The organism is Protofrankia sp. CiP1_Cm_nod1, from assembly GCF_920888515.1.
Classification (GTDB): Bacteria; Actinomycetota; Actinomycetes; order Frankiales; family Frankiaceae; genus Protofrankia.
This window is the reverse complement of the sequence record NZ_CAKKTM010000211.1, coordinates 1-12,287: the sequence shown is the minus strand read 5'-3', so window position 1 is coordinate 12,287 and position 12,287 is coordinate 1. Positions and strand designations below refer to the sequence as shown.

Annotated in this window: 11 protein-coding genes and 2 pseudogenes; 4 read left to right on the top strand and 9 right to left on the bottom strand. The window is 71.3% G+C overall.

What is annotated here, in order from left to right; genetic code table 11:
• Together NBX02_RS09750 and NBX02_RS09745 are read right to left on the bottom strand one after the other, a co-directional pair.
• Positions 1–313 (bottom strand): annotated as a pseudogene (locus NBX02_RS09750) (ABC transporter permease); the annotation flags it as partial.
• A gap of 13 nt (positions 314–326) precedes the next feature.
• Positions 327–1,088, bottom strand: a complete 762-nt coding sequence (locus NBX02_RS09745; protein ID WP_250291024.1) for an ABC transporter permease — start codon at positions 1,086–1,088, stop codon at positions 327–329.
• A gap of 1,008 nt (positions 1,089–2,096) precedes the next feature.
• Here NBX02_RS09745 and NBX02_RS09740 point away from each other — a divergent pair.
• The 3 genes from NBX02_RS09740 (at position 2,097) to NBX02_RS09730 (ending at position 4,760) form a co-directional block, all read left to right on the top strand.
• On the top strand, positions 2,097–2,888 hold the full coding sequence (locus tag NBX02_RS09740; RefSeq protein WP_250285456.1) for a hypothetical protein: 792 nt from the start codon (positions 2,097–2,099) through the stop codon (positions 2,886–2,888).
• A gap of 37 nt (positions 2,889–2,925) precedes the next feature.
• Positions 2,926–3,885 (top strand): hypothetical protein, encoded by a 960-nt coding sequence (locus NBX02_RS09735; protein WP_250291023.1) that lies wholly within the window; start codon positions 2,926–2,928, stop codon positions 3,883–3,885.
• 230 nt (positions 3,886–4,115) lie between these two features.
• A complete protein-coding gene (locus tag NBX02_RS09730; protein ID WP_250291021.1) occupies positions 4,116–4,760 on the top strand; it encodes a TetR/AcrR family transcriptional regulator in 645 nt (214 codons plus the stop codon).
• An 18-nt stretch (positions 4,761–4,778) separates the two neighbouring features.
• Here NBX02_RS09730 and NBX02_RS09725 read toward each other — a convergent pair whose 3' ends face one another.
• The 4 genes from NBX02_RS09725 to NBX02_RS09710 all read right to left on the bottom strand — a co-directional run bounded on the left by NBX02_RS09725 (position 4,779) and on the right by NBX02_RS09710 (position 8,314).
• On the bottom strand, positions 4,779–6,008 hold the full coding sequence (locus NBX02_RS09725) for an NAD(P)/FAD-dependent oxidoreductase (protein ID WP_250285460.1): 1,230 nt from the start codon (positions 6,006–6,008) through the stop codon (positions 4,779–4,781).
• 431 nt (positions 6,009–6,439) lie between these two features.
• On the bottom strand, positions 6,440–6,580 hold the full coding sequence (locus NBX02_RS09720) for a hypothetical protein (RefSeq protein WP_250285461.1): 141 nt from the start codon (positions 6,578–6,580) through the stop codon (positions 6,440–6,442).
• A 222-nt stretch (positions 6,581–6,802) separates the two neighbouring features.
• Entirely contained in the window at positions 6,803–7,441 is a 639-nt protein-coding gene (locus NBX02_RS09715; RefSeq protein WP_250285462.1) for a TetR/AcrR family transcriptional regulator, read from the bottom strand.
• A 600-nt stretch (positions 7,442–8,041) separates the two neighbouring features.
• Positions 8,042–8,314 carry a ferredoxin gene (locus tag NBX02_RS09710; protein WP_250291019.1) on the bottom strand — a complete coding sequence of 91 codons (273 nt, stop codon included), beginning with the start codon at positions 8,312–8,314 and terminating at the stop codon, positions 8,042–8,044.
• Between the two features lie 249 nt (positions 8,315–8,563).
• Between NBX02_RS09710 and NBX02_RS09705 the strand changes: the two genes are divergently transcribed.
• Positions 8,564–9,133, top strand: a complete 570-nt coding sequence (locus NBX02_RS09705; RefSeq protein WP_250291016.1) for a hypothetical protein — start codon at positions 8,564–8,566, stop codon at positions 9,131–9,133.
• A 145-nt stretch (positions 9,134–9,278) separates the two neighbouring features.
• Here the strand turns inward: NBX02_RS09705 and NBX02_RS09700 are convergent, their stop codons facing one another.
• The 3 genes and pseudogenes from NBX02_RS09700 to NBX02_RS09690 form a co-directional block, all read right to left on the bottom strand.
• The gene (locus NBX02_RS09700; RefSeq protein WP_250285465.1) at positions 9,279–9,488 is read right to left on the bottom strand and encodes a hypothetical protein; all 210 of its coding nucleotides are present in this window, start codon (positions 9,486–9,488) and stop codon (positions 9,279–9,281) included.
• 37 nt (positions 9,489–9,525) lie between these two features.
• A complete protein-coding gene (locus tag NBX02_RS09695; protein WP_250291014.1) occupies positions 9,526–11,235 on the bottom strand; it encodes a peptidyl-prolyl cis-trans isomerase in 1,710 nt (569 codons plus the stop codon).
• Positions 11,236–12,287: pseudogene (locus NBX02_RS09690) on the bottom strand (RND transporter); the annotation flags it as partial.

The window sequence follows — 12,287 nt, the reverse complement described above, 5'->3', positions numbered from 1 at the left end:
ACACCGCCGTGTAACCGCCGGCGCCCAGCTGGCTGAGGAGATAGTGGCCTTCCAGCGAGATCTCCGCGGCCAGCATCGCCATCATGAACCAGATGATCCCGGAACTGGACAGAATCATGATCCCGGCCTGGCGCAGCACCTCGGAGCCGTAGTGCCGCACACCCGGCAGACGACGCACGGAGGCGACCGCGAACCTGGCGATCTCACCGAGGTCGTTCACCAGCGACTGGTCACTGCTGTAGGAGCCGAAACCACCGCCACCGCTGCTTACCGGCTCCGGCGCGGCCTCTTTCCGCTCGTCGGTCACGGTCATCGTCGGACGCCTCTCACCGGTTCGCCAGCATGTCGGGGTTCAGGCCGAGCATCGTCGCGTTCACCACGAAGTTGATCACCCACACGGCGGCGAAGCACAGCACCACCGCCTCGTTGACGGCCCGCCCGACGCCCTCCGACCCACCGCGCACGGTGAGCCCCTTCTGCGCGCAGACGATGCCGATGAACAGGCCGGTGAGCGTGGACTTGATCAGAACGCCGACCAGTTCAGGGGCGGTCAGGCTCGCTAGGAAGCTGCCGAAGTAGCCACCGGCGGACGTCGTGCCGAGCACGGTCGCGGAGATCATGGCCATGATGATGCCGAGCGCGCTACCGATGATCGTGAAGGCCACCGTCATGATCGTGATGGCGAGCACCCGGGGGAGCACCAGCATCCGCGTCGCGTCGACCCCGAGCACCTTCAGCGCGTCGAGCTCCTCCCGGATACGCCGGGCGCCGAGGTCCGCGGTCATGGCCGTGCCCATCACGCCCGCGACCGCCATCCCGGTGCAGAACGGCGAGATCTCCCGGAGACTCGCCATCACGAAGTAGGTGCCTATCCGGCTCTGCCCACCGAGCAGGCTGAGCAGGTCGTACGCGTAGTTCGCGATGAGGAACGTGAAGCCGCCGACCGCGAGGCTGCACGGCAGCCAGCAGAAGCGCAGCATCGCGTACATCTCGTCGCGGGTGCTCCCCCAGTACCCGTGTGGCTGGCGTACCGCCGTGGTCGTCAGCTGCGCGAGTAACTGCCCGCTCTGCCCGACGTCGATGGCCACGCGCTGAAGGAGCGGTGGAAGCCTCGTCATAACACTCGCGGCGAGGGGACGGGAACGTGAGCGGTGATGGCTGGGCCCGGTCGCAACCTGGTGCGTCATCTGTCTCCCTGCATCAGCTCGGCGGTGCATCGTGCTCGCGGGCCCACCGTGCCGTCGTCAACGGGTTCCCGTTGCTTTCAGGCACTCACCGGAGTACGGAACCTCGCCGTACCAGATTCACCAGACGGATTGGATCTTTATTGGCCCATGAACCTATTCCAGCGGGAGCATGGTCGCGACATCCCCGGGGAGGAATTGACCTACCCGTTGGGGTGGGACAGGGGGAAAGCACACCCTACCAGGGGGGCTCGGCCCCACCACCCCCGGATGCACCATGACAGCAGATGTCCGGGCGATGCCCTGACACCACCCCGACGACACCCCGACGACACCCCGCCACCTGCGTCTCCCCTGCGAACACCCGTCCTGGCACCGCCGGCTGAACGGCGCCGGGACAGGTGATGAGACGGGTGACGGGACGGGATGACGGTGCCAAAAAATCACACGGCACCGTAAATGACAATCAACAAATAAACAACAATCACTATTGTTGACAAAACTGCTGAATATGTCGACGGCCCGGAAGCGGGTACCCGGATAACAGCCGGAACGCCGGCTCCCCGGCCGGCGGGGAGAACGGGCCGTAAAGCCCGCGCCGGACCGGGAAGCGGCCTGGCAGCCGGCCCGCGCGCCGGCACGCGGATGATTCGGCACCCGGCTCCCACGGCCGCTGCGGCCGATGCCGCGGCTCGTCACGCGCCGTCGGCAGTCACCCCATAGAAGGGCGGAACTTCTCCGCAAGAGAGATTCCACTGACGGGCGGAGCGGACTACTTTCAGGATTCGCTGTCCCCGGACGGACGGCGGGCTCCGGCGGAGGACGCCGCGGCGTCGGCACGACACCGGCTGAACAGACCGATGCGTACGAAAGCACGGTCGCCAGCCAGGCAGGCAGGAGGGCTCATCGGTCATGGCGCTTCGACTGACCGCGCGCAGGACCGCCGGCAACGGGAAGGCCGAAGGCCACGACCAGGACGCGGAGGGCGGCACCACCATCCGGCAGGAACGGGAGCCGGTAGAGGTACAGGACCAGGAACGGGAGCCGGTAGAGGTAGCGGACCAGGCCCCGGGCCAGCCCGCTGGCCACCCCGGGGCCGGTGAGAACCCGGCGCGGCCCGGCGGCCCCACCGGCGGCCGGCGGCGGGCGCGCCGGGCCCGCCGGGACGACCCGGCGCCCCGTTATCCCCGGGTGCGCCTGATCGCGGGATTCGCGCTCGCGGGCCTGCTCGCCGTCGCCCTGGCCGCGTCCGCCTGGCAGGGTGCGCGCTGGTGGAGCCAGGCGAGATCCAGCGACAACGCGAAGGCGGCGTTCACGGCCGACCGCGATGCCGCGACAGCCGCCGGGCAGAACAGCATGGTCATATTCAACACGGTGGACTACCGTCAGCCGGCGGAAGGCCTGGACCGCTGGGCCAACGCCTCGACAGGCCCGCTTCAGGAGAAGGTCCAGCAGGAACGGGCGGAGATCACCAAAACGATCATCGACACCAGGACCGTCAGCACCGCGCGGCTCATCCAGGGCGGCCTCGTCGCGTTCGACCGTGGCGCCGGCACCGCCAAGGTGATCGCGGTCATCGAGATCCGCTCGGTCCCCGAAGGACAGCCGGCCACCACCGAGCGCACCCGCCTGACCGGCGAGGTGACACGGACAGCCGGCGGCTGGAAGCTCAGCTCCATCCAGACGCTCCCGGCGGGGACATGACATCACCCGGCCGCTCAATGATCATAAGGACGCCCCTGTGACATCCGCTCACCGTTCCCGGACCGGCAGGGCCAGCACGCATCCGTCCGCACCGGGGCGGCGGTCGTCTCATCGACAGCGGCACGACAGCGACAGCGACGGCAATGCCGGCCTCACGGCCGGCCACGACGTCGACCATGACGTCGACCCCGCTGTCGATCACAAGGCCGGGGAGGGCGTGCCGGACGCTTCAGCCGTGTCCGGTGTGGCCACACCGGAGCTGGCCACATCGGAGCTGGCCACCTCCGAGCTGGCCACATCCGGGACGCCCGGCGTGTCCAGTGCGCCTGACGCGTCCGAGGCGGCCGCCGTCCCCGAGGCGTCCCCCCACGGGAAGAGCCCCGGCGGAGAGGACCAGGACGGGCCCGCCCTGGAGACGGCCACCGGTGGGCCGGGCGCACCCGGTGGCGGCGGGCGGCGGCGGCTGCCCGCGCCCGCCGTTCCCACGCTCGCCCGCGTCCAGGTCCTCGTGGCTCTCGTGGCGGGCCTGGCGGCCGCGGTCACGGCGGCCGTCGCGCTGGGCGTGCACGCGGACCGGGCCGGCCGTCATCCCATGTCGACCAATGACGCCTTTGTCGACTCCGCCGCCACGACAGCCCTGCTCCAGGACATCGGCAAGGTCGTGGAGACGGTCTTCACGGTCAACCCGGGCAACGTCGCCACCACCGAGCAGGCCGCCAAGGACTCCCTGACCGGACGCGCGACCGACCAGTACGAACAGCTCTACCGGCCGCTGTTGCAGCAGGCCCCGACCCGGGGGGTCACCGTCACCACGACCGTCCGCGCCATCGGCGTGACAGCGCTCAACGGCAGCCGCGCGGACGTGCTGGTGCTGGCCGACCAGGCCGCGAAGAGCGCGTCGGCGCAGCAGTCCAACTCCTCCGGCCCGGCACACCTCGGCCTTATCCTGGAGAACCAGGCCGGCCACTGGAAGATCTCAAGCATCGAGATCCTGTAACCGCCCGGCGGGCGCGTGGTCGCACCCTCCCCCACGTGCCCGCCGCGCCGGAACAACCCCACCCGACGAACCCCGGTCTCCGACAGCCGCGCCCCGTCACAGCTTTGTCACCGCGTTGTCGTCACCCTGTCGCCGCGCTGTCGCCGGCTTGGCCACCGGCCGATGGCGGGGCACCGTCAGCTGCCGGCTCATCCGCGGGACGCGGCGCTGGAGCAGCCTATTATTGAACCGTGGCAAAAAACGCCGCCGGGGGCGAGGGACGGACGGCGACCACGCCGAAGGCTGCGACCACGCCGAAGTCCTCGCGCACCCGCGGCCGGCTGCTGGACGCGGCCGCGGAGGTGCTCAGCCGCAAGGGCTTCAGCGGGACCAGGCTGTCGGACATCGCCGCACAGGCACGTGTGCAGGCACCGGCGATCTACTACTACTACCCGTCGCGCGAGGACCTCATCGAGGAGGTCATGTTCGTCGGCGCGGCGGCGATGCGGACGCATCTCGAGGAGGCTCTCGCCGCGCTGCCGTCCGACGCCACCCCGTCCGAGCGGATCGCCGCCGCCGTGGCCGCGCACCTGCGTCACGAACTGGAGATCTCGGCCTACTCGCACGCGATCATCCGTAACGCCAACCAGCTGCCCGAGGCCATCAGCCGGCGGGCGCTCGCGGAGGTGTCCGCCTACAACGACATCTGGCGTGAGCTCGTGGCGGCCCTGCAGGCCAGCGGCCAGCTACGCCCCGACGTCGATCCCCCGCTGGCCCGCATGCTCGTGCTCGGTGCCCTCAACTGGGCCGCCGAGTGGTGGCATCCCGACCGCGGGCCGCTCGAAACGCTGATCACCACGGCGCAGTCGATGGTGCTGCACGCGCTGCGCCCCTGACCCGCAGGCCCAGCCCGTTCACGTGGACGCCGGTGCCGCGGCCGGCCGGCCGGCCGCGAACGCCAGGGCGTCCGCCCAGGAGGTACGCCGGCCGATCTGTATCCGATACTTCATGATCTCTCGTATCCCGTTGACGGCGAACGCGCCGGTGAGCCGGTCGCCCTGCCGGTAGAGGGCGACGAAGCGGTGCTCGTCGACGCTGCCCCACACCACCTGGACCTCGTCGGCCCGCGGCACGCCGACGAACTGGATCCGGTGGTCGTACCAGTCCGACCAGAAGTACGGGACGCTCTCGTGCGGCTTGGCCTCGTCGGGGTTCAGCGCGTTCGTGGCGGCGAGCGTGCCCTGCTCCGCGGCGTTGGTCCAGTGCTCGACTCGCATGTGCCCGGGGAACAGCGGGTTGGGCCAGCGCGCGACGTCGCCGGCCGCGTAGACGCCGGGGGCGCCGGTCCACAGCGTCTCGTCGCAGACCACACCGTTGTCGATCGTGAGGCCCGAGCCGGCCAGCCAGTCGGTCTGCGGGCTCGCCCCGACCCCCGCCACGACCAGGTCGGCCGGCAGCACCGTGCCGTCGGCGAGCCGCACGGCCTCGACCTGGCCGTTCCCCAGGAGGGTGTCGACCGCGACGCCGCAGCGCAGGTCGGTGCCGTGCGCCTGGTGCAGCGCCGAGCAGGCGGCCCCCATCCGCGTGCCGACCGCCCGGGCGAGGGGGGTGGGCAGTGCTTCGACGATGGTCACCGGCAGCCCGCGCCGGCGCGCGCCGGAGGCGACCTCGGAGCCGATGAACCCGGCGCCGACGACCACGGTCCGCGCGCCCGCGTCGAGCGCGGCCCGCACCGCCAGCGCGTCGTCGAGCGTCCGTAACGTGTGCACGCCGGCAAGCCGCTCGCCCGCCGGCAGCTGGCGGGCGCGCGCGCCGGTGGCGATGACGAGCGCGTCGTAGCCGATCGGGCGCTCCCCCACCAGGACGGTCCGCGCCTCGGTGTCCAGCGCGCTCGCGGGCAGGCCGAGCAGCAGCTCGACACCGAGCTGTTCGCGCAGGTAGGACTCGTCGCGGTACGCCACGGCGGGCGGCTCCCCCGGCTCCAGGTACGCCTTGGACAGCGGCGGCCGGTCGTAGGGCAGATGCTCCTCCGCGCCGACCAGTGTGACCGGGCCGTCGTGGCCGTGGCGGCGCGCGGCCTCGACGGCGCGCAGACCGGCGAGGGAAGCGCCCACCACGACAAGACGCGGGCGGGAAGACGTCATGGTCTGATCACCTTCTGTTCCGGGCCGGTCGCCCCAGACCATCTGAAGCCAGGCCGCCACTGAATACGGAATAAATTTCTTCGCCCATCATGATCTCCGCGGTACGGCACGCGCCCCGTCGAACAAAAACGTGCATACCACATCCCCCGAAGGGCATACCACGTCCTTCTGGTGAGCCCTTCTGGTACGCACTTCCAGTGCGCCCTTCCAGTGGTACCGGTGCCGACCAGGAATATCCGGTGCGCACGCCGCCGGGAACAGCCGGGCCGGGCAGCGTACCGGGAACAGATCCTGCCTTTCCGCGCGCCGGGCCGCATCTCTCGCCAGGGGACTGTTGCCCTCTCCAAGGAGGGAACATCCACCGCGTCGGCATGCGGGACGGACGAGCCGGGCAACAGCGGGATCCGCAGCCGCGCAGTTCACCTATCCAATCACCTATCCAATTTCCCGACGGAGATACGCGGGATCCCTTCGACGAAGGCCCGGCGTTCCGGCAGCCACCACTCGGCGACCTTGCCGCTGAGGAACTCGCGCAGCTGCGCCGGAGTGACCTCCCGGCCGGCCCTGACCACGACCGCCGCTTCGCAAGTGTGCCGTGGCGCGGGTAACACGGCGACGCGCCCGCAGGCCGGCGATGAACCCGTGTGGGCCGCGACGGTGGACGGCATGGGCGAGGAGCCCCCCGCCTTGCCCTACATGCGGCCTTGTCCTGCATGTCCTGCATGTCATATATGGTCCTGCATGTTCTGCATGTTCTGCATGTTCTGCATGCGCCAAGCGTCGTCCCGCACGCGTCAGGTGTCGAGTCCGAGCTCCCGGCGGGCCAGTGACTTCCACACCTTGAGGTGGGGATCCGTGAGCGGGTCGCGCGGGTCGAAGGAGTATGTCAGCGCGACCCCGCGCATGCTCGTGTTGAGCATCTCGCGAAGAGCGGTGTAGTTGGGGCGCCGGACGAGTTCGGGCCCGAACATCTTGTCGATCTCCGCCCTGATCACGTTGCCGAGGGCGGACTCCCTGGGCACGAGCGCCTCGGCCAGGCGCGCGTTGTAACGTGCGGCCAGCCAGAGCTCGGTCGCCGCCCAGAAGTAGCCCTGATGGTAGGTCGACCACACCGCGTCGACGGCGGCCTCGACGCGGTCGTGCGGCGAGCGGGGCCAGCTGGCGGGATCGTGGGTCGAGGAGATCCGCACCTCGGCGATGTGCTGTACGGCCGCGACCAGGAGCGCGTCCCGGTGAGGGTACTGGTGCAGGAGCCGCCCGCGGCTGACTCCCGCGCGCTCCTGGATCTTCAGTGTGGAGGCGCCGCTGTAGCCGGACTCGATCAGGACCTGGACGGCGGCGTCGAGGATGTGCTGCTGGGTGGTCCGGCTGCGCGCGGCGTAGTCGGCGTAGCGTGAGGCCGCCGCCTCGGTTCCGCTCCCGTTCGACGTCATCGTGTCCTTCCTCATGGCCCCGCGGCATGACCCCGCGGCATGTCAGCCCCGGTCGAGGAAGCCTGCGGTCAATATGGCCGTCCCCCGCTCGCCGGGGGCACGGGCAATCGTCCTGGATTCCCTGTCAAGGATGCTCCTCCAGGGTATGGGCCCATGAGGCCCGCGCGGGCCACGGGCCGCGCCGAGCGTGTGGGCCGGGCCTGGTTAACGTCTCCCGTGCCTTCACGGCCGGGTGGGCCGCGTCGGCGAGCGAGGCGGCGCGGGCGGGACGGGCCGGGTGCCGCGTCCATCGCCGCCAGGTCACCGCCGGCACACAGGTCACCGCCGGCACGGAAGAGCCGGCCACGCGCTGGAGCAGGACGACGTCCGCGGCGCCGTCCTGCTCCGTGACCGGTGTGCCGTGACCGGTGTGCCGTGACCGGCCGCGCGGGCTCCCCGCCGGGCTCAGCCCGCCCGGCGCTTCAGCAGGTCCCGGCACTGGTGACGGGCGTCCCGGCGGCCCGTTCCCGCCGCGGGCCGCGTCGCCGCCAGCCCGCGGGGTTACGCGCACCCGGACGGCGGACCGGCGCGGCGAACCAGCGCAGTGAACCGGCGCGGCTGTCAGTCGACGATTTTCAGCGCCTCGGTCGGGCAGGCATCCACCGCGCTCTGGATCTCCTCACGGCGGGCGGGGTCGACGTCCTCGATCAGGATACGGAGAGTGCCGTCTTTCTGGACCTCGAACACGTCCTCGGCTATCGACTCGCACATACCCAGGCCGCTGCACCTGCTGCGGTTGATCACTATACGCATGTCAGTCATCTCTCCGGTGTGACCTCGGTTGACGCCGTTGACGCCGTCCGGGCCGTGGCTGGTGGCCCTTGCCTTCCTCATCATCAGCTCGCGCCTTTCCGGGCTTTCAGGAGACCACCGCGTCCTTGCCCTCGACAAGATCGCGGTAGACGGGGAACAGCGGCTTGGTCAGCGGCCCGTATCGTGTGCCAGGCCACAGAAGCTATTGCGGCCCGGCGCGCGTCTCATCGCTCGTGCGGGGTGTTTAGATACCTCGATAGGAATACTTCACCCGGTACCGCGCCATGGCCGGCTGTTACTTTCGTTCCTCGGCGGAGGAAAGGAACGGCAATGGCAGCTCCACCCCGGCACCGTGACACCCCGGCCACGCGGCCGCGTCCGCGTCCCGACCGCGTCGGCGGGGAACGGCCGCAGGCAGCGGCGGAAAGCGCCCCGGCGGAAAGCAGCCCGACGGGAGCGAGCGGGGACACCGTGCGAAGCGCCGCGGCCGGTCGGCCCGGCGGTTTCCCGGCGCTGCTCGGCGTGGCCGTCGTGTGCTGGCTGATCGTGGGGTTCACCACGCTGTGGGCCGGGATGGACGCGCTGGCCGGCGACCCCGACCAGCGCACTGCGCAGGACCTGAGCGACCGGCTCGGCGAGGGCACGGTCCGCACGACCGAGCAGGTACAGCCGCAGGACCTGCTCGCACTGGGGGTGGGCACCGCAATCCTGGCCGCGCTCGCGGCGCTGCTGCTGCGCAGATGGTGGGCCCAGCACGTGCTGCAGGTGCTGGCCGTCGTGGCGGTCATCGTGCTGGCCGCCGGCGCCCACTGGGAGGCCGTCCTGGTCTTCTTCGCGTTCGTGATCGGCGCGATCATGCTACTCACCGAGTTGACGCGTAACCACCTGCGGAAGGGTTAGTCCGGCGGGAGCCGCGGGATTCGACGCGGCCGGGACGTTCGGGGCCACGGTGTTCCCGGGCCCGGGATGTTCCGTTCCCCGGTGCCCGGGAAGGCGTTCCCCGGGCGTCCCGGCCGCGTGGGGGATCTTTTTCAGGACAACCTTCTCAGAACAGCAGGAGGAGGTTCGTCAGTGCCAGGAGCGCCCCGGCCACCTGGCAGGCGGCCGCGCCGCGGCGGGCCACCCGTACCCGGCGCTCCCGGTCGTCGTCGGACGGCCGGACGTGGACGAGGGCCTCGGCGTTGCCGTACCCCCACCGCCCGATCGCGAACACGATCAGACCGAGGCCGGCCTGGACGATGACGGAGATCACCATTGTGGGCTCGAGGCCGGTCCCCGGTCCCGCTCCCGGTTCACCGGCCGCCCGCCGACGGTGGCGCGGTGGGCTGCTGGGCCGGGACAGAAGCGCTGGCGGCGTCGTTGACCTGCGGCGGTGAGTCCGGATCCGCGGGGCGGTAACCGTCGGCATACCTGACGTGGGCCTTGCGGATGGCGCCGGCCATCCAGTCCCGCCAGGTGGTGAGCTGGCGATCCAGCTGCAGCTGCTGACGCAGGCTGTCCTTGACCTGGTCGAACACGGCCGGGGCCGGTGGCATGACCTGGATCACCTTGCCGACGTTCCAGCCGTACTGGGTCCTGACCGGGCCGAACACGCCACCGGGCGGGGCGGCGAACGCCACCGGGGCGTACGCGGCATCGAGCTGGTCCGTGCTGACGACGCCGAGCACGCCCCCGCTGTCCTTGGTGCTCCCGTCCAGGCTGCGCTGCTGCGCGAGCTGTTCGAACGGCGTGCCGGCGGCGGCGTCCCGCACGATCTGGTCGGCCTCGGCCTGCGACGACACGACGATGTTGCGCAGGTCACGGCGTTCCGGGGTGGCGAGCTCGTCCTTGTGCTGGTCGAACTGGGCGTGCAGCTCGGCATCGGAGATCTCGGGCGTGCCGGCGACGTGCTGGAAGAGCTGGTTGATGGCAAGCTGGCGCTTGATCTCTGTGAGCACCGCCTGCTCGTTGGTGCCGACGGTGCCGAGCGCCTGGACGAACTGGTCCCTGGCGCCGCTGCCGCTGCCGTACTGCTGCTCGATGAACCGGCTCAGAGCGTCCTGCGCCGCCTTGTCCGCGATCACGATCTTCGTGTCGGTGGCGGCGCGGTCGAGGATGATGCCGACCGCGTAGGACTTGGCGACGTCGCGCCGGAAGGTGTCGAGCTTGGCGGTGTCGGTCGGCGCCTGGATCCCGTAGAGGGCGCGCAGTGTCTCGGCCCGGCGGTCGAGGTCGTCGACCGTGATGTCCTGGCCGGCGACCCGGAAGGCGACCCCGCCGGGCAGGCTGCGGGACGCGTGCCACAGGTAGCCGCCCACCCCGCCGCCGAGCAGCACGACCAGGGCGGCCGCCAGCACGATGCGCCCGCGTAACGAGCGGGGCGGGCGGACGCGGCGCGCGCGGCCGACGGCGCGGCGCAGGCGGGAGCGCTCGCCGCTGTCCACGGCGGGCTCGTCGGCGCCATCCCCACCGGCCGGCTCATCGGCGTCGTCCTTCGCCCGGGCCTTCTCCCCGCCCGGCTCGTCCCCGCCGGATTCGTCCCCGCCGGATTCGTCCTTGGCGGGTTCGTCCTTGGCGGATTCGTCCTTGCCGGGTTCGTCCTTGGCGGGCTCGTCCTTGGCGGATTCGTCCTTGGCGGATTCGTTCTCCGCGAGGCCGTCCCCGCCGGATTCGTCCCTGGCGGACTTGTCCTTGCCGGGCTTGTCCGCCGTACCTTCGTCCCTGGCTGGCTCACCCTCCGTAAGATCGTCTCTGACGGGCTTGTCCCTGGTGGGCCCGTCCGCCGTGAGCTTGCCCCCGGCCGGCTCGTCCTCGACGGATTCACTCTCCGTAGTTTCGTGCTCGACGAAGTCGTCCCTGGCCGGCTCGCCCGCGGCGGATCCGTTCCTGGCCGCTTCGTCCGTGGCGGGCCGGCTCCCGGCGGGCTCGCCCCCGGCCGGCCCGCCGCCGCTCCCCGCGGCCGGGGCTCCACCGTCCTCGGCTAATGCGTCCGGCTCGACATCGGTGTCGGCTTCGGCAGGCATCTACTTCACTCCAACCAACTCGTGCGCTACTGGGCGTGGCCCGGGTTCAGGCCGTACCCCGGAGGATCGCGGATGCGCCACCGCCACGACTACCCCCGCGGCGGCGAGCGCGAGACCCACCGCGCCGGCGAGCAGCACCCCGAACTGCCGGATCACGGCCAGATCGGAGGCGGCGAGGACGAGATAGCCGACCGCCGAGGTGGTCGCCGCCAGCAGCACCGGGGTGCGCAGCGCACGTCCGCCCCGGCGGGCCGCCTCGCTCAGCAGTACGGTGAACTCGCATCCCACCGCGGCGGTCAGCGAGCCCAGTCCCACGGTGACCGGGCTGAGCGGGATGCCGAGAGCCCACAGCAGGAACAGCCCGGCGCCGGTCGCCAGCGCCGCGGCCACCAGCGCCCGCAGGGCGTCGCCGCGACGGCGCAGCCCCACCGCGAGCACGGCCGCCGCCGCGGAGATCCCGAGCAGGTTGCCGAGCACCCGCTCGGAGGAGAGCAGCTCCTGGCCCCGCACCGCCACCATGGACAGCCCGGTGATCTCCACCTGGAATCCCGGCGGTGGGACGAGGACGCGGCCGATGTCGTCACGCAACGCCCGCAGCGCGTCGAGGTCGTCCATGCGGACCCCGAAGACCATGGTGGCGACCTGGTGGTCGCCCCGGATCACCGAGCCGGCCAGATACGGCGGCAGCAGCCGCAGCGCCGCCCCGATCTGCTCGGCGGTGCTCTCCGGCCCGAGGAACTGCAGCAGCGTGGGCGGTGAGACCACCGGGCGCAGCCGGTCACCGTGATCGGCGATGAGACGCTGCTGGGTGACGCGCATCCACTCCACCGCCGCCGGGCTGGTGACGTCCACCCCGCGCAGCACCACGGAGAGCTCCCCGGAGGAGCCGACGACGCTCTCGACATGCTGCGCGTCCTTCAGGGTGGACGCGCCGGCCGCGAGCGAGGCGAAGTCGCTGTCGAGCCGCAGGCCCGGCAGCGCCGCCCAGCCGGCCACGGCCACGGCCACGGCCACCGCCACGGCCACCGCCACGGCCACCGCCGTCCCGCGGT

Coding starts and splice junctions, on each gene's coding strand:
- NBX02_RS09740 (WP_250285456.1), top strand. CDS start 2,097: ATGGCGCTTCGACTGACCGCGCGCAGGACCGCCGGCAACGGGAAGGCC.
- NBX02_RS09725 (WP_250285460.1), bottom strand. CDS start 6,008: ATGACGTCTTCCCGCCCGCGTCTTGTCGTGGTGGGCGCTTCCCTCGCC.
- NBX02_RS09715 (WP_250285462.1), bottom strand. CDS start 7,441: ATGACGTCGAACGGGAGCGGAACCGAGGCGGCGGCCTCACGCTACGCC.
- NBX02_RS09710 (WP_250291019.1), bottom strand. CDS start 8,314: ATGAGGAAGGCAAGGGCCACCAGCCACGGCCCGGACGGCGTCAACGGC.
- NBX02_RS09705 (WP_250291016.1), top strand. CDS start 8,564: ATGGCAGCTCCACCCCGGCACCGTGACACCCCGGCCACGCGGCCGCGT.
- NBX02_RS09700 (WP_250285465.1), bottom strand. CDS start 9,488: ATGGTGATCTCCGTCATCGTCCAGGCCGGCCTCGGTCTGATCGTGTTC.
- NBX02_RS09695 (WP_250291014.1), bottom strand. CDS start 11,235: ATGCCTGCCGAAGCCGACACCGATGTCGAGCCGGACGCATTAGCCGAG.